The following is a 16,152-nucleotide window of genomic DNA, read 5'->3' as shown; positions in this document are numbered from 1 at the left end:
GGCACCGGATCCGATGCGGCGAACCATCCCGCGCCGCCTGCGGCACGTGGAGTGACGTAGGCAACAAATTAGCACTGGCTAGACGTACTGTCTAGTGAATGACATGATGTCTATCATGCCGACCAAGTCGAATCCGCCCGGACTGAGCCTGCGCGACGAACAGAAGCTGCAGACCCGCGCCAGACTGATGGACGGCGCCAAGGCGCTGTTCACCGAACGCGGTTATGCGGCGGTGCGGGTCGACGACATCGCCGCCGCCGTCGGCTGTAGCCGCGCCACCTTCTACCTGCACTTCAGTAGCAAGCTCGAGATCCTGCGTGCGATTGCCGAACAGAGCACCGCGCCGACCGCACTGCACTTCTATGAGGATCTGGACCGGGTGCTCGACACCGGCTCCCGCGCGGAATTCGTGGACTGGGTGACCCGCGCCATCGCCTGGTTCCACGAATACAAGGACCTGCTGCCCGCCTGGGACGAGGCCACCGCACTGGAGCCGGAATTCCGCGAAATCGCCCGCCGCGGCATCCTGGCCCTGCCCAACGCCATGACTTCCTACCTCGCCCGCTGGCCCGAAAGCCGCCGCGACGAGGCTCGCCTACGCGTGGAACTCCTTGTTGCCCAACTGGAACGTTTCTTCACCCGCTGGGCCATGCAGGGCACCATCGATGTCTCCACCGACCAGGCCGCCGAAGTCCTCACCGACATCTGGTTCCCGGCTTTGCAAGCCCCCGCCTAGCGGCGGCCGCGGAAGGTGCGGCGAAGGTCCTGAGTCCAGAGGTCAGGGATTTCCCAGGGGATGAAGTGGCCGCCCTGGTCGTGGGCGGTCAGGTTGACGTGGTTGTACCAGGGGCCGCGATCGCTGGCGCGGAAGTGCTCGACGCGGTCGGCGGTGGTGACGCCGGGCGGATTCTCGTAGCCGACGAAGGTGATGCCGGTGGGCGCCTCGATGACGGGGTGGCGCTCGTGCGACGGGGTCCAGGGATAGCGGTTGTTATTGGCGTAGGTGCGGATCGAGGTGCCGATGGAATTGGTGGCCCAGAAGATCATGGCGTGGGTGAGCAGATCGTCCTTGGTGAAGACGGTTTCGATATCGCCGTCGTCGTCACTCCATGCCATCCAGCGCTGGAGTATCCAGGCGAGCATGCCCGCGGGTGAATCGGACAGGCCGAAGGCCAAGGTGCTCGGTTCGAGGACGTGCGCCGTGAGGTGGACGCCGAAACGGTGCTCCAACTCGATGATTCGGGCATAGACCTCATCGGGCAGCCCGTCCGGAATGGGACGCCCGCCGCTGATATCCCAGGCTCGGTCGCCCTCGAACAGCGTCAGCTTCTGGCCCGAGCCGATATGGATCGCGTACAGCTCGTCGGCGTATTTGTGGCCGAGTTGACCGGTGACCAACGCGCCCACATCGCACCCCGCGGCGGCATATTTGGTGTAGCCGAGGGTTTCGGTCATGAGCGTGTGCCACAGGTCGGCGACCTTCCAGAAGTTCATATCCGGGTGCTTCGGCAGTGGGCTGGAGAATCCGAAACCGGGAAAAGACGGCACGATCACATCGAAGGCATCGGCGGGATCGCCACCGTACGCACCGGGGTCGGCGAGCGGATCGATGACCTTGGCCCAGTGCCAGAAGGTCCACGGCCAGCCGTGGGTGAGGATCAGCGGTATCGGATTCGGGCCGACTCCGGGTCTGCGCAGGAAATGCACCGGAACGCCATCGACGTCGACGAGGTAGTTGTCATAGGCGTTGATCGCGGCTTCGGCCTTGCGCCAGTCGTATTCGTGCTGCCAGTACTCGACGAGTTCCTGCAGGTAGCGGCGGTCTACGCCGTAGTAGCGGTCGTCATTGCCCGCATCGTCGGGCCAGCGTGTCAGTGCGAGTCGCCGCTGCAGATCCGCGAGCACCGCATCGGGTACGTGAATTGGTGTCGGCCGGAGCGGGAACGGGTCGGCGTGGCTCAAAGCTCTCTCCTGTAACCGCTTCGCGAATCTCGGATGCCTCGACCGTAACACCAGCGAATCGCGAGCCCTGAGTCATGCCTCCGGAGGCGAATCCTCCTCGCTGGCAGGCGCATCCTTGGTCGGCACCGGGACCGGCCGCAACAACACCCAGACCAGGAAGGCGATCGCCACCGCCCCCATCCCGAGCCCAGCCCAGATATTCACATTCACTCCACCGGTCTTGGCCTCCTCGGCCGCGGTGTTGTGCACCAGCCCCGTCACGACCAGAACGACGGCGTAACTGCCGAGCAGCGCGCCGACAATGGTGCGGATATCGAAAAGCATCGACTGGCCTCCTTATCCGACGATGATATTCAGCGCGATGACCAGGACCAGCGCGATCCCCGCCAGCAGCACCGGCCGTTGATACCAGGGCAGATCCGCCTCGTCCGGATCGTGCCGCAGTTCCTTCGGCGTCTGCGAATACACCAGCCCGACCAGTTCGGCATCCGGCTTCGACCGCGTCACCTGGGTAACCGCGACGCTGACCACGATATCCACAACGAACGCCACACCGGCCGCGACGAAACTCGAACCCTGACCGGATAATTCGAAGACATCGGTCTTGTGCAGGATGAAAACCACAATGGCCGAGGTGGTTCCGAAGACCAGCCCCATCCAACCCGCCGTTGGCGTCATCCGCTTCCAGAACATACCGAGAATGAAGGTCGCGAACAGCGGTGCGTTGAAGAAGCTGAACAGCGTCTGCAGATAATCCATCATATTGCTGAAATTGCCTGCGATGAACGCGGTTCCGATTGCCGCGACGGTCGCGCCGACCGTCGCGAGGCGACCGACGTTCAGGTAATACCCGTCCGGCCGATCCCGCCGCACGTACTGCTGCCACAGGTCATAGCTGAATACCGTATTGAAGGCGGAGATATTGGCCGCCATGCCCGCCATGAACGCCGCGAGCAATCCGGCGAGCCCGACACCGAGCAGCCCGTTGGGCAGTACATCCTTCATCAGATACAGCAGCGCCTGGTTATAGGTGGCATCGCCGGAGTAGTTCGAACCCGCCGTCTCCGCCGCCTTGTACTCGCTCATCTGCGGTACCAGCACTGCGCTGATCATGCCGGGAATCACCACGATCAACGGAATGAACATCTTCGGATACGCGCCGATGATCGGGGTGCGTCGCGCGGCCGAAATGGAATGCGTCGCCAGTGCGCGCTGCACCTCGACGAAGTTGGTGGTCCAGTAGCCGAAGGAGAGGACGAATCCGAGCCCGAAGACGATGCCGACCACCGAAAGGAAGTCATTGGAGAACCCGCTGAGCGCATTGCCCGGCCAGGAGTCCCACTGTGCGCCACCGCCGGGGGATGCGCTCACCTTCTCGCGCAGTCCATCCCAGCCTCCGGCCTTGTGCAGACCGACCAGCGTCAGCGGCAGCAGCGCGGCGACGATCACGAAGAACTGCAATACCTCGTTGTAGATCGCCGCGGACAATCCGCCGAGGGTGATGTAGGACAGCACGATCGCCGCGGCGACGATCACCGACACCCATAGCGGCCAACCCAGCAGCACATTCAGAATCGACCCGAGCAGATACAGATTCACCCCGGCAATAAGCACCTGCGCGATCGCGAAGCTCAACGCGTTCACCAGATGTGCGCCGGTACCGAAGCGCCGTCGCATGAATTCCGGCACACTGCGCACCTTGGAGCCGTAGTAGAACGGCATCATCACCACGCCGAGGAACAGCATGGCCGGCACCGCGCCGATCCAGAAGTAGTGGAAGGTGGGGAAGCCGTATTCGGCGCCATTGGCCGACATGCCCATGATCTCGACCGCGCCCAGATTGGCGGAGATGAACGCGAGACCTGTCACCCAGGCGGGCAGCGATCGTCCGGACAGGAAGAAGTCGATACTCGACGAGACCCGCTGCCTGGCCAGCAGACCGATGCCGATTACGAAGACGAAATACAGCGCTACCAGCGCATAGTCGACGGGCTGCGCGTCCAGGCGCAGTGTCGTCTCGGCTTGTACCGAGACGGCATCCAGCGCCGATGAGTAAAGGGTCGAATCGGCAAGCGGCACAGCGTCGTCCCTCCAGGCGATGAAACCGGGCGTCTCGCGTTCTACTGTGCGTGATTGTGCCGTACCCGCGCGGTACATTCACGCACAAAAGTTGGACAGTTGCTCAAACGATGCGGTGCGCACCCGCGCCGGCCACGACGACGAAGGTGCGCGGCGCCTGGAAACCCGATTGCGCGAATCGATCTCGCACCGCGTCCGTGACCGCCGCGGTGTCATCCCGATCGACGAGCGCGATAACGCTGCCGCCGAAGCCACCGCCGACCATGCGCGCGCCGTGCGCCCCGGCGTCGAGCGCGGCGGATACCGCGGCATCCAGTGCCGGTGTCGAAACCTCGAAATCATCACGCAGCGACTCGTGCGCCACGGTCAGGATCGGTCCGATCGCACGCGGATCCGCACCTCCTCGCAACTTTTCGGCAATCGTGAGTACTCGCGCATTCTCGGTCACCACATGCCGCGCTCGCCGCCGCAGTACCGCATCGCCGATGCGGTCCACAACCGCCGCCGATTCGATATCGCGCAGTGCGGGCACGTCCAGTGCCGCGGCGGCGGCCTCGCATTGAGCGCGCCGCCGTGCGTAACCACCATCGATCAGCGCGTGCGGCTGTCCGGTATCGATCACCAACAGCTCCAGCCCGAACCGATCGAGATCGAATGGAATTTGTTCGTGCGCGACACCGTCGTTCGCGACTAACCGGCGCACATCCAGGAACAACGCATGTCCGGCCGTACACAGAATCGATGCGGACTGATCGAGCAGTCCGGTCGGCACTCCGGCGTAGTCGTTCTCGGCGGCGCGGGCAAGATCGATCAACTCGCGATCGGTGACGGTGGGCGCGAACAGATCTCGCAGCGCGACCGCCACCGCACACGACAGCGCCGCCGAGGACGACAATCCGGCACCGATCGGCACCGCACCGTCCAACTCCAGATCGACGCCGTCACACACATAACCACGGCGCGCGAATTCGGACACAACGCCCAGCGGATACCGCGACCATCCGGGCACCCGATCCCGTTCGGCGGCAAGCTCGCTCACCGCGACCAGCACCGTCGCACCCGGCCGCTGCCGCGAGACCACCCGGACCCGGCCGTCGGTTCGCGCCTCCGCCTGACACTCGACCACCAGCGGCAATGCGATGGGCAGCACGAAACCGTCGTTGTAATCGGTGTGTTCACCGATGATGTTGACCCGACCCGGCGCCACCCACTTCGGCACGAATTCCTCACCTCATCGCATTGCCAGTGCTCACGCATGTCATCCCAGCAACCCTGGGCACCACACCCTACGAGACACGCCACCGGAACATGTCTTTCGGCCCGCGCGGATGCGTGATCGATCGCCTTGACGCACAGTCGAATTTGACGCAATACCGGCCTAAATAATCCGGCCGACGGTTTCGGGAGGGCATTATGATTCAGACATCCCCACGCGGCGGCCTACTCGGGCTGCAGTGGATCGATCGATTACTCCCGCCCATGGGCAGGCCGGACCGCGGCGATCAGCGTGACTCCGGAGCTCCACTGACGATCGAGATCGGCGCGGCGACGGGGACTGGCCCGACGGCTATGTCGGCCTTCGATGCGGCACTGCGTGACCTGGGAGTAGGTGATGCCAACTTGATCCGCCTGTCATCGGTCATTCCACCGCGCGCCGTGCTGGCCCGCACCGGCCGCGTCCGCAAGCCGATCCGCTGGGGTGATCGGCTCTACTGCGTCTACGCCGCGCAGCATGCGAATGCGGCGGGCGAGCGTGCGGGCGCGGGCATCGGCTGGGCACTGCGCGACGACGGTTCCGGCGCCGGACTTTTCGTCGAACACGAGGCCGAGACGGCCGCGCAGGTCGCGACGCTGATTCGCGCGAGTTTGACCGATATGACTCGCAACCGGCCGCAACGTTTCGGTCCGATCCAGCTGTGCACCACCGAGGCCCGTTCCGATGGCACGCCGACCTGCGCGCTTGTGCTGGCGGCGTACCACACGACACCGTGGGGACATCAATGACAGCGTTGCGCAGCGATTCCATGAGGGATGGTGTTCGGCTGACGGGCGGGCCGCCTGAGCTGAAAGTCACTATCGAATCGACCATTCCGGACGACCGGATCGATATGTTCCACCTGCTGTACGAGGAGGCCTTCGGCCCCTTGCGCACCAAGGCCATTGCCAGACAGGTGCTGCACCGATCGGAATTCCGCGAGGAGATGATAGATCCGCGGGTCGCCAAACACGTCGCGCGCACCGCGACCGGCGAACCCATCGGGGTGACGACGCTGACCAAACATCTCGAGACCGTCCCGTGGATCAGTCCGGAGTATTTCGCCGCCCGCTACCCCGAACATGCGGCGCGCGACGCGATCTACTACGCGGGTTTCACCCTTGTTGCGCCAAGTGCCCGACAAGGAGCCGCATTCCATGCCATGATCAAATCAGTTGTCCAGGTATTGGTGGCCGAGCGCGCGGCGGTCGGTTGGGACATCTGCTCGTATAACAACACTCGGTTTTCCTTCGCCGACAGCATTCGAGCGGTGCTCGATGAGCAGGCGGCGAACGTCGAAGTCGCGGTGGAGGATTCGCAGACCTACTACGCGGCGCGGTTCACTGGGGATGGAGCGACCAAGGGGGGCTGATGACCGTCAGCGAAGAGCAGCCGACCACCGTTCGGCACCACCTCGAAATGCGGTGGTGCACAATATTTCTCGCGCTGACCGCAGTCGGTCTGGCGGTACTGCTCTGCATTGATGTCCGGCCGTTGTCGCTGCTGACCATGGCCGCCGTGGTGCTCGGCGCGCTCACCATGATCTATATCGGCCTGCGGCGATATCGTCCCGAGCGGCCGCTGCCGTGGTACCTACTCTCGGCATCGGCCGTGCTGTTCGCCGTGGGTACGGCCACCCGCGAGATCGACAGCCACGGACTGCATCCACTCGACGACCTGTTCACTCTCGCCGGTTATTTCGGCACCGGGGTGGCCGCGGCGCTGTGGTTGCGCCCGCGCCAGGTCCGGCCGAACTACGATCTGCTGCTCGACTCGGCGCTCATCGGTCTCGGCGCACTGCTGGCCTCGTGGACCTTTCTGATCTCACCGATCCTGCAGTCGCACGACACCACCGCGCACACTGTAGTGGCGGCGACCTATCCGGTGCTCGATGCTCTGCTGCTGACCTTGGTAGCGCATTCGATGGCGACCGCGACCCGTTCGGAGACCTCGTTGCGCCTGCTGCACAGCGGGCTGATCGCTGTGCTCATCGGCGATTTCGGGTACAGCCTCGACGCCGTCGACCGCGCACCCGTCGCGCACGAATTGTTGCTGGTACCGCTACTGGTGGCCTATCCGATCGTCGGCGTCGCGGCGCTGCATCCGACCATGGCGAGTCTCGGTGCGCCACGGCACATCCACCCGCACCATTCGCGGCAGCGAGCCAGCTTCATCGCGGTCGCGTTGATCGTGGCCTCGCTGATTCCGGTGGTCGGTTCCAGTCTGGACACCCTCGATCGCGTGGTGGTCTCGTCACTGTGTGCGCTGCTGCTCATCGGCGTGCTGGTGCGCAGCGAACGCGCGATCGTCCGCAGTGCGCGCAGTGAACGGCGGGCGCAGTACCAGGCCGATCACGACATGCTCACCGGATTGCTGAACCGGGCCGCGCTGCTGCGCGGGCTGAATCGCAATCACGAGCACTGGATCGAGCAGCCGCTGTGTCTGCTGTTCATCGATCTCGACGGCTTCAAGATGGTCAATGACAGCTACGGCCACGCGGTCGGCGACGAGCTGATCGCGAATGCGGCATCCCGGATCCGGCACATCATCCGGCGCGACGATGTGGTGGCCCGCTACGGCGGCGACGAATTCGTGGTGCTCGCACCGCTGGACCGACAGGAGGCCGCCATGCTCGCGGAGCGACTACTCGGCGCCTTCGTTCGGCCGTTCGAGCTGAGCGCGGGCGAAATACCGATCACCGCGAGTGTCGGCCTGGCCTGCGGCAGCCCGCGCAGCTCCGACGACACCATTTACGACCTCATCAGGGAAGCGGATTCGGCGATGTACCACGCGAAGGAGTACTCGCTCGGCTACGCATTCCACGACGACCTGCGCCACGGTCCGGAACCGCGACACAACACCGCCGACCCGGGACGCCGGATCTGGCGCCCGAGCGGCCGGTCCCATAACACCAGCGGCAAATCCGCCGCCGTCTAGTCCGAGAGCTCTTCGAGCAGTCGCCGAGCTTCCTCTAACTCGGCCTGTAACTGCTGCACCTTGGACTCCTGGACCACTCGGGCGGCCTCCAGGATCCCGGCAACCACCTCGGCCACCTCCGGATGCAGCACCTTGGCCGCCTGCGCCACCGCGGAGCTGGTCACTGGCAGACCGCGCACGGACTTCTTCTTGCCGCTGACCACATCGACCGACCACTCGCCGTCCGCGGTACCGGTCAGCGTCACCGTGACCTCCGGCGTCTTCGCCTTGCTTCGCGCGGCGGGCGCCTTCGCCGCGGGCTTCGCGGCGCCTGCGGGTGTCGCGGGTTTGGCCGGTTCCGCCGCGGGGGCAGCGGGTTTCGCGGCCGAAGCGGGCGGGGTGGGGCTCGGGGCCGGCCTGGGGGCCGGTGTCGCGGTGCTCGTCAAGGTCGACGGCTGGGTCACAGTGGATTCCTTCCTGGTTGTCGACTTCGGCTGGGCAGAGCTTGTGGTTGCCGCCTTATCCCGTGGCGGCTTGGTCAACGTCACTTCGGTCGGAGAAAAGGACAGTACATCCTTCGATCCGGTCGGCTTGACCCGCAGGAAGTCGCTCTCGGATCGATCACCGATCTCGACCACCTTGCCGGACCGTCCCTCCGGCACGCCCACCGCGGCCGCGGTGAACCACACCATCGGCGGGCGACCGCCAGCGATGTCCGTGGCGATCTGCTGAATCTCAGTGTCCGACAACGGCTGTGGTTTCGTTCGTGGGGACGGCATGGTGGCACTCCGAGCGGTATTCGTGGATGGCTGCGTGCACAGATGATGCCGCACGCCACCGACAGATTCACAGCCACCACCGAATCCGCCCAGGATCAATCAAGATTCCGAATCCCAGCGAACATGTAGCTACGGCATCCCGTCCGACCGGCAGATCTGCGCATTTCGGAGGCATCCCGCTCGCCGGTTCCGCACTCATAAGTGACTTGCTCGGAAGCGAGTAGCGCCAGTTGAAGGCGCGTCCGCACAGCCAGGTGGCTGAACCTCGCGGTAGCCGTTGGGCATTTTTAAGGACCTATCCCAGATATGGCTGGCCGCGTTGCTCCATGTGGTGTTGTAGCCGGAGCCGGACGGTATCGTGCACCGGCACATCCGCAAGCTCGTCCGGGTGGAGAAAGCGAACCTCTGTGGATTCATCACTGATCGCGATACGGCCGCCGACAACGCGGCCGTAGAACGTGATGTTGAACTCTTGGCGCACCTCGCCATCGGCATACGCGATGATGTGCTCAGGATCGGTATAGATACCGAGCAGTCCCGTGATCTCGATATCCAAGCCGGACTCTTCCTTGGTCTCACGAATCACGCACTGCTCCAGCGTTTCCCCAATCTCCATGACGCCACCGGGCAATGACCAATTGCCGGAGTCACTCCGGCGCTGCATGAGAATCGCACCATCGTCATCGACAACCAGCGCCGAGCCGCCTGGGACCAGACTGTTGGCCTTCGGCGCGTTCGGGTCTCGGTAATAATCACGCCGTCTGCTCATTTGGGACTCCTAGCGAGTAATAGGCAACAGTGTCCCAAATCTGTTCGACCTGATCAGCGAACGACGAGAATATGCCGTATGGGGAAAGTTGTCTCAGGTAGAGCGCTGGGTGTTGATATCCTCGGGCGCGTACAAGATATGGGGTGACAATCATTCGATCGTCGAATCGGAATACCGAGTTGTACAGATGCGTCGTGTGCAATCCGATCTGACAACCCGGCGTGGCTGTCAGTTGGCCGAGCATGCTCAGTGCATTGCGGATGCGACCGGGCAGTGTTCCGTGCATCTGTTCCAGGTTGTCTCGCTCTGCGACGTGATCGCAATCAGGGTCCGCGAACCCCAGCCGGACTCGAACACCGCTTCGGCACTTGCCGGCAATGATGTCGGCAGCGTTGGGTAGCAGTTCGAGGACGAACGGATAGGCGTACCCGATGATGTCGATTCGTTCGGTAGCTCCGAGTAGCAACGATGTCCACAAGTCGTTCGGGATATCGGCTCGGTGGGCATACGCGCTGAGCACTTCGGCCGTCGCGGGTGCCCCTGCAGTCAGGTCCGGTCGTGTCTGCGGCCACAGCGTGGTCTCTGATTCGTTCAGTACCTCAGCTACCGCGAGTCTTGTTCGCCGGTGAGGTATTCGTCCGGCGAGCCACCGATTGACTGTCTTCACGTCCACTCCGACCCGTTGGGCAAGCATTGCCGAGTCGAGTTCGGCTCGCAGCATCGCCGATTCGAGGCGTTGGCTCATATCAGAACCATACGGGACAGACATGGGACGTTTCGGTGAGTTGGAAGTGTCCGCGCAAACGTCCTCTGCGCAGTTCAGGTGTCCGCGTGGTGGCCATAGCGTCGTAGCCCGCCGCCCGGAGTTGGTGAGGACTCCCAACTTCGGGCTGGCCTGCCAATCGCTGCGAAGGGGATGAAATGCGAAGGTGGTCAAGGCTGTACGGATTGGCGGGTCGTGACGTGGAGCAAGCGGACACCACTGATGCGCGACCCAATTACCTGCTTACGGTGGCCGAATCTCAGCGGATTATGCAGCAGCACAAGGATTGTCGTGCTGTCATGTGCCCGCACAAGGCGACCGCGCTACGCTGTCTGGTCCAGGCGGGCAAACTCGCGCCCGCAGCGATGAGTCCCCGCGAACGCGCCGCCGCCCGTGGCTTGGCGTTCCCACTGGCCGAACACGATCTCCCAGTGCGTGTCGGCCCGGATCTTCGGACTTTGCTGGATGTTCTAGACGGTCTACTCGATCCCGCCATCGATGACGGAGGGCACGATGGCACTGACTAAGCGCCAGACGAAAGTTGATGCCGCGCGGGCGATTCTGGTGCACTCGCTGTTGTGGGCGTCGAGGTGCCGCGAGTGCCGGTCACTGGTTTCGACGAACGGGAACGCGCGATGAGGCGGACACCCACCGCGATCGGCTACCTGCGCAAGGACATATCCGGGGTCTCGCAGGAATGGGATGAGATTCAGATCCGTAGCAGGGCAAAACGACTCGGCTATGACTTGGCCAAGACGGTCACGTTCGGTGCGGCGACCACCGACCCGGAGGGACGGCTGGTGAACGTGGTCCAGGCTCTCGATATCGATGCGGTGATCGCACCGAGCCTGGCACACTTCGGTGGTCTGGTGCCACAAAGGCTAGTACGGCAATACGAACTGAACACCGTGAACCGTCTCACCAGCCGCCGCGCCGGATAACGTCGACCCATCGACCGACGCCAGAAGGAGATCCTGTGCCTATCGAGCACGAAGCCAAAATACTCGGTATCGACCCCGATACCATCGAGCGGCGCATCCTGGACAAAGGTGGTCGGAAGGTCGGTGAGCAACTCATGCGTCGCTATGTGTAGGACGTCACGCCCGGCTTCGACGGTAAGTGGATCAGGTTGCGCGACAATGGGAATGGAACCACGCTGGCTGTGAAGGAGATCACCAGCGACGCTATCGACGGCACCCACGAAGTAGAGGTGACCGTCGACGACTTCGCCGCCACCAATGCCCTGCTCGAAATGCTGGGCTTCACCGCGAAGTCCTATCAGGAAAACAAGCGGGCCAGCTTCACACTCGACGGCGCGCAGCTTGAGATCGACAGCTGGCCGCGGATTCCGCCGTACCTGGAGATCGAGGCGGCTACGAACGAGGACGTGATCCGCACTGCCGAACTCCTCGGTTATACCGAATCCGACCTCACCGGTGAGAACACGATCAAGATCTATGCACGCCACGGCATCGACCTCACTCCATCCGTGATCTACGTTTCTGAGTGAGTCGTCGGTACCTTGCAGAACCCCTGCGCCGCAACGGGAGTGCAGGGGTTCCGTTACCCGAAGCGCAGCACACGGTAGATCGTCTCGGACTTCGGCGCGGGCCGAGGCACGTCGTTCCACCCGATTTCGGCACCACGCTGCGCAATCGCGGATTTGACCGCGGCGGGATCGACATCGTCCTCGAAGAACGTTACCGACAGTCCATTACCGGTTTCCGGGTCGATGAGGTGGTAGGTGTTCAGCACCCCGGGACAGCCTTCGCGGCATCGATGACCCATTGGCGATCGTCATCAGGCATCGGCTCCCAGCCGGCACTCGGGCCAACAATGCGAACCAGACCTTTCACCGGTGGAACGACAGTGCCAATAAACCCAGCGGGGATCCGGCCACGCAGCGGAAGTGCCGATTTCGACCAGCACGGGCGCTTGCACTGCTGCGTGACAATCGAGTCAACCTCTGCCTCAGCGGATTTGAACCACAGCACTTGTCAATGCGGAACAATCCAGGCGTGACAGATGCCAACAGCAGGTTCGTCGTGGTACCCCTCGCCGAGGTCGTGCTTGCTGGGCAGGGCGTCGATCGACTGAGCAGTACGGAGCGCGATGTAATCGAAGCGTATGCGCTTGGCGGATATGAACGGATTAATCAGGCCATGCGCGGACAGATCCCGATGACGGTCGAACTCGAGCGTCGGATCGAAACGATCCGGTCTGGTCTGCAGAAGTACCCATTGCCGGAAGCCGTGCGAGTGACTAGAGAGACCGACGCAGCGGTCTACGGACTTGTCGACGAGGAGTCGGCACGGGCGCTTATCGACGCAGAGTTTCGCGAGGATGGTTTTCTCTCAACGAGTGGTGTGGCGATCCCGCCTCACTCGACAAGGCATGTGGATCCGGTCATTCTCGACCTGGTCGTACCGGCGGGAACTCCAGTCCTCAGGCTCGGTGAACTCGCTGAGATCGCGGAGGAACGCGAGGTACTTATCATTGACGCGCGGAGCTACTTCGTTGTTGACGTTGCCTTCGATAGCGTGCGTAGTATGTGGCGTATATACGCCGTTGTGATGGAGGGCGAGCTGTGAGTGCACTTACGCGGGATGTGTTGCACCCGGTCAGGGTGAAGTTGTCGCCGAAGCAGGTCCAGGCCCGCCGCCGTCAGGCTGAGGAGATTCTCAACGCGAAGCGGGGGCAACGTGACACCAAGGGTGCCACTAGCAAACGGGACTGAAGCTCTTCTGGGTATCGACGCTACTTGCTAGCCCCTCGCCAGCCCATCCAAGCGCGAATATTCAAGGGGCGCAACGACATCCCGGCCCACAGCACTGACCGTCACAGACCGAACGGCGTACCGGTTCCTCACCAACCACGCTACCTGACTAGCTGGTGAGGCCATTATTCGGTCACGCGATCAGGGCTGTTTCATCCGTCCGTGGCAGCCGGTGGGGTCCGCCCCCCCAGGCTGCCGCGCGGGGGACGGACCGCCTGGTGCGGACTGTCGAAACCGCAATGGTGCCGACGGTCCGCGCTGATCGGTCGAGCGTTGGTCACTTCCCCTGGAAAGGCGAATTCACCGTGGTGAGGTACTGGATCGAGGCACCGATCGCGACCGGTGCGGTCACCAGGATCTGGCCGGCGAGCACACCGAGTGCACCGACCGCGACGATGCCGCCTAGGCAGCCGATGGCTGCGGCGGGGATGAACGGACCGAATAGGCCGACGATGGTGGCCGAGGCGACGGTTGCACCGGCGATACCACCGAGTACGCAGCCGACGGCGCCGCCGCCGATACCGCCGACCAGGGTGCCGATGGTGGCGCCCATGCCGATGGTGCTGGTCATGCGTGACCAGGCGGCCTGTTCGCGATCGTATTCGGTCTTCCAGGGCGCCTTGTCCTCGTACGGCAGTGCGACCGGCTTGTAGCTCGCGCGTGCGATGTCGAGCTGCGGCGTGAGAGTTGCTGTGTTATCGGCGATTTCGGCCGCGACCGGGAATTCGAAATCGTCGACCCGGAAGGTGAGCGGCGTGCCCGCGACGGTTGTTCCGTTGGCGGCCTTGATCTTCAGCACGCCGTCCTCGACGATCAGCGAACCGGAGTCGGTGGTGATGATCGACTGGGTGTCGGTGGCCTGGGCGGTGAAGTTGATCGGGTCGGCTGCCTCGATCGGTTCGGCGGAACTCGCACCGGCGGCAATCCCCACCGCGGTCGTCATGAACGCGGCGGCCAGGGCGAACTTATTGATCTTCATGGGCTTGGTGAATCCTGTCTGTTCGAGGCATGGCGATACAACGGCCGTACCTCTGACGTTCGGTAGGTCGAATTGGTAACTGCCGGAGCCCCTCACGCCCCGGCAGTTTCAATTGGTGCGTCCCGCGCACTTTTGTCCGCGCCGCGCATGACATGGCGGCGTGATGATGTGCGCGGCAAGTGAATCGGTGTGCGGGAACATCCCGCGGCACTAGGCGGTGGCGCGCTTGCCCATGACCAAGCCGACGATGATGTCGACGGCTAGGAAGGCCACCAGGCTCAGCCCGACCAGCGGTACGAACCAGCCGACAACCAGTGCGGCCGCCATGATGGGCACCGCGAGCCATGGCGAGGTCTGGCGCAATGCACCGCGACGTGGTGGGCGTCCGATGGCGAACCGCGAAGCACCGCGGGTCGGCCGCCGCTTCCACCACATCAGGTAGCCGAGCACCAGCACGACGATCAGCCCGATCATCACCGCGAGCAGCAGCAACTGGTTGAGCACCCCGAACATCAGGCCCATGTGGAATTGGATGCCCCAGTTGGTGAGCTTGGCCATGATCGGCCAGTCGGCGTAGGCGAGTTCGGCGGTGACCGTACCGGTCGCGCCGTCGACGGCGACCGCATCGACGGTATAGGTGCCGGGCATGCGCCGTTCCTTCACCGCGAATGCGCCGCCGGGCTCGGCCGGAATGGCGATCTCGCAACCCTGGGTGATGCCATTGGCGCGGGCCGCCGCATAAACCCCGTCGAGCTGCGCGATCCGGGTCGGTACATCGACCGGCGCGGGCGTATGGCCGCCGCCGTGGTGCTCGCCTCCGGCGTGTTCCTGCGTGGCCGCACCCGGCAGTGCGGTGCTCACGGCAGGTGTGGTCCAGCTGAGTTGCTCGCGCAGTTCGGTGATGTTCTCACCCGCATAGGTCGACCAGGTCATCCCGGTCACCGACAGCAGCAGGATCACCGGCATGATCCAAATGCCAACGGCCCCATGCCAATTCATCGAACGACCGCGACCCTTTTGGGAACCGTCCGGTGCCAGCAGCCAGGCGGCCGAGTTGCGGTTGCGGCGTCCGCGCACCCGACGGATCCACAGCACCAGACCGGCCAGCGCCACGACCCACAGCCAGGAGGCGGCGAGTTCGCTGTAGATGCGTCCCGGTTCGCCCAGGTGCAGATCCCGGTGCAGCCTATCGATCCAAGTGCGCATCGGAAGCGCACCCGAACTGCCGTAGACCACATCGCTGCCGACCGGCTGCGCGGTATACGGATTCACGAACACCGCACGCCGTTCGGACTCGCCGAGCGACGGGTCGTCGAACAGCACGCGGGTGGTGTCGTCGGCCTCGGGGGCCGGCGCCACCGCGACCAGCTTCAGATTCGGCTGGGTGGCGACGGCCGCGGTGACCTGTTCGGATAGCGGCCGCATCTCGCCGTTCGCCTCGACCTTCAACAGGTCGTGCGAGGTAATCGATTCCAGGGTCGGGGAGATGGCGTAGAGCGCTCCGGTGACCGCGGCGATCAGGATGAACGGTGCGACGAAGATGCCCGCATAGAAATGCAACCGCATCGCGAGGGGATAGAGGTCGTTGCGCGACCGTATTTCCTTTGCCGGAGCCGACGATTCGGCATCCGGCGGACTGGTGTCCGTAATGCTCATGACTATTCGTTTCTGGAGTTCGGAAGAACCCGGCAGATCGTCGGCCGTTCGTAATCGGAGAATGGTCGTCGGAATCCGCTGTACGCCCGGCAATGCGGCAAAACGCCGAAATTCATGACGGACAGCGGATCCCGGCGTTCGCCGGGCGAGCAAAGCGTCGCGCGAAAACTGGGCGAGTCCGGACTCGGCAGCAATGCTGACCGGCGAACCGTCATCCG

At 63.7% G+C, this 16,152-nt stretch carries 17 protein-coding genes; 8 read left to right on the top strand and 9 right to left on the bottom strand.

The window, feature by feature from the left end; all coding sequences use genetic code 11:
* Nucleotides 1–115 precede the first annotated feature (115 nt).
* Nucleotides 116–736: a TetR/AcrR family transcriptional regulator gene (locus ACIBI6_RS31260; protein ID WP_364345170.1), complete on the top strand. Its 621-nt coding sequence runs from the start codon at nucleotides 116–118 to the stop codon at nucleotides 734–736.
* Here the strand turns inward: ACIBI6_RS31260 and ACIBI6_RS31255 are convergent.
* The 4 genes from ACIBI6_RS31255 to galK all read right to left on the bottom strand — a co-directional run bounded on the left by ACIBI6_RS31255 (nucleotide 733) and on the right by galK (nucleotide 5,260).
* Nucleotides 733–1,962, bottom strand: a complete 1,230-nt coding sequence (locus ACIBI6_RS31255; RefSeq protein WP_396958697.1) for an epoxide hydrolase family protein — start codon at nucleotides 1,960–1,962, stop codon at nucleotides 733–735. The genes ACIBI6_RS31260 and ACIBI6_RS31255 overlap by 4 nt on opposite strands.
* A gap of 72 nt (nucleotides 1,963–2,034) precedes the next feature.
* Nucleotides 2,035–2,286 carry a hypothetical protein gene (locus ACIBI6_RS31250; RefSeq protein ID WP_364345166.1) on the bottom strand — a complete coding sequence of 84 codons (252 nt, stop codon included), beginning with the start codon at nucleotides 2,284–2,286 and terminating at the stop codon, nucleotides 2,035–2,037.
* A gap of 12 nt (nucleotides 2,287–2,298) precedes the next feature.
* Nucleotides 2,299–4,005 (bottom strand): sodium:solute symporter family protein, encoded by a 1,707-nt coding sequence (locus ACIBI6_RS31245; RefSeq protein ID WP_364345222.1) that lies wholly within the window; start codon nucleotides 4,003–4,005, stop codon nucleotides 2,299–2,301.
* Nucleotides 4,006–4,144: 139 nt separating this feature from the next.
* Nucleotides 4,145–5,260: a galactokinase gene (gene galK / locus ACIBI6_RS31240; RefSeq protein ID WP_396958696.1), complete on the bottom strand. Its 1,116-nt coding sequence runs from the start codon at nucleotides 5,258–5,260 to the stop codon at nucleotides 4,145–4,147.
* Nucleotides 5,261–5,454: 194 nt separating this feature from the next.
* Here galK and ACIBI6_RS31235 point away from each other — a divergent pair, with 194 nt between their 5' ends.
* Genes ACIBI6_RS31235 through ACIBI6_RS31225 form a run of 3 tightly spaced genes read left to right on the top strand, consistent with a single transcriptional unit; the run spans nucleotide 5,455 to nucleotide 8,233 of the window.
* Nucleotides 5,455–6,045 carry a pyruvoyl-dependent arginine decarboxylase gene (locus tag ACIBI6_RS31235; RefSeq protein ID WP_396958695.1) on the top strand — a complete coding sequence of 197 codons (591 nt, stop codon included), beginning with the start codon at nucleotides 5,455–5,457 and terminating at the stop codon, nucleotides 6,043–6,045.
* Nucleotides 6,046–6,065: 20 nt separating this feature from the next.
* Nucleotides 6,066–6,668, top strand: coding sequence for a hypothetical protein (locus ACIBI6_RS31230; RefSeq protein ID WP_364345160.1), 603 nt, complete (start codon nucleotides 6,066–6,068; stop codon nucleotides 6,666–6,668).
* Nucleotides 6,668–8,233 (top strand): GGDEF domain-containing protein, encoded by a 1,566-nt coding sequence (locus ACIBI6_RS31225; protein ID WP_364345159.1) that lies wholly within the window; start codon nucleotides 6,668–6,670, stop codon nucleotides 8,231–8,233. Before ACIBI6_RS31230 ends, ACIBI6_RS31225 begins: the two co-directional genes overlap by 1 nt.
* Here ACIBI6_RS31225 and ACIBI6_RS31220 read toward each other — a convergent pair.
* Both ACIBI6_RS31220 and ACIBI6_RS31215 read right to left on the bottom strand, forming a co-directional pair.
* Nucleotides 8,230–8,904, bottom strand: coding sequence for a DUF6319 family protein (locus tag ACIBI6_RS31220; protein ID WP_364345220.1), 675 nt, complete (start codon nucleotides 8,902–8,904; stop codon nucleotides 8,230–8,232). The two genes, ACIBI6_RS31225 and ACIBI6_RS31220, sit on opposite strands and share 4 nt — an antisense overlap.
* Nucleotides 8,905–9,286: 382 nt before the next feature.
* On the bottom strand, nucleotides 9,287–9,760 hold the full coding sequence (locus ACIBI6_RS31215; RefSeq protein WP_327101501.1) for an NUDIX domain-containing protein: 474 nt from the start codon (nucleotides 9,758–9,760) through the stop codon (nucleotides 9,287–9,289).
* A gap of 921 nt (nucleotides 9,761–10,681) precedes the next feature.
* Here ACIBI6_RS31215 and ACIBI6_RS31210 point away from each other — a divergent pair.
* The 3 genes from ACIBI6_RS31210 to ACIBI6_RS31200 all read left to right on the top strand — a co-directional run bounded on the left by ACIBI6_RS31210 (nucleotide 10,682) and on the right by ACIBI6_RS31200 (nucleotide 12,033).
* The gene (locus tag ACIBI6_RS31210; RefSeq protein WP_327101499.1) at nucleotides 10,682–11,050 is read left to right on the top strand and encodes a hypothetical protein; all 369 of its coding nucleotides are present in this window, start codon (nucleotides 10,682–10,684) and stop codon (nucleotides 11,048–11,050) included.
* Between the two features lie 72 nt (nucleotides 11,051–11,122).
* Nucleotides 11,123–11,464, top strand: coding sequence for a hypothetical protein (locus ACIBI6_RS31205; protein WP_396958694.1), 342 nt, complete (start codon nucleotides 11,123–11,125; stop codon nucleotides 11,462–11,464).
* Nucleotides 11,465–11,733: 269 nt separating this feature from the next.
* Nucleotides 11,734–12,033 carry a hypothetical protein gene (locus tag ACIBI6_RS31200; RefSeq protein ID WP_396958693.1) on the top strand — a complete coding sequence of 100 codons (300 nt, stop codon included), beginning with the start codon at nucleotides 11,734–11,736 and terminating at the stop codon, nucleotides 12,031–12,033.
* Between the two features lie 53 nt (nucleotides 12,034–12,086).
* Here ACIBI6_RS31200 and ACIBI6_RS31195 read toward each other — a convergent pair whose 3' ends face one another.
* Nucleotides 12,087–12,278 carry a hypothetical protein gene (locus ACIBI6_RS31195; RefSeq protein ID WP_364345152.1) on the bottom strand — a complete coding sequence of 64 codons (192 nt, stop codon included), beginning with the start codon at nucleotides 12,276–12,278 and terminating at the stop codon, nucleotides 12,087–12,089.
* Nucleotides 12,279–12,541: 263 nt separating this feature from the next.
* Here ACIBI6_RS31195 and ACIBI6_RS31190 point away from each other — a divergent pair, with 263 nt between their 5' ends.
* Nucleotides 12,542–13,114 carry an ADP-ribosyltransferase gene (locus ACIBI6_RS31190; RefSeq protein ID WP_364345150.1) on the top strand — a complete coding sequence of 191 codons (573 nt, stop codon included), beginning with the start codon at nucleotides 12,542–12,544 and terminating at the stop codon, nucleotides 13,112–13,114.
* Between the two features lie 462 nt (nucleotides 13,115–13,576).
* On the opposite strand, the gene ACIBI6_RS31185 is transcribed toward ACIBI6_RS31190, so the two are convergent.
* Together ACIBI6_RS31185 and ACIBI6_RS31180 are read right to left on the bottom strand one after the other, a co-directional pair.
* Nucleotides 13,577–14,278: a hypothetical protein gene (locus tag ACIBI6_RS31185; protein WP_364345148.1), complete on the bottom strand. Its 702-nt coding sequence runs from the start codon at nucleotides 14,276–14,278 to the stop codon at nucleotides 13,577–13,579.
* Between the two features lie 210 nt (nucleotides 14,279–14,488).
* On the bottom strand, nucleotides 14,489–15,934 hold the full coding sequence (locus tag ACIBI6_RS31180; RefSeq protein ID WP_396958692.1) for a PepSY-associated TM helix domain-containing protein: 1,446 nt from the start codon (nucleotides 15,932–15,934) through the stop codon (nucleotides 14,489–14,491).
* Between the last annotated feature and the right edge of the window lie 218 nt (nucleotides 15,935–16,152).

Source organism: Nocardia sp. NPDC050412 (assembly GCF_044458825.1).
Lineage (GTDB): Bacteria > Actinomycetota > Actinomycetes > Mycobacteriales > Mycobacteriaceae > Nocardia.
Note: the sequence above shows the minus strand (reverse complement) of the source record. Positions and strands in the feature narration are given on the sequence as shown.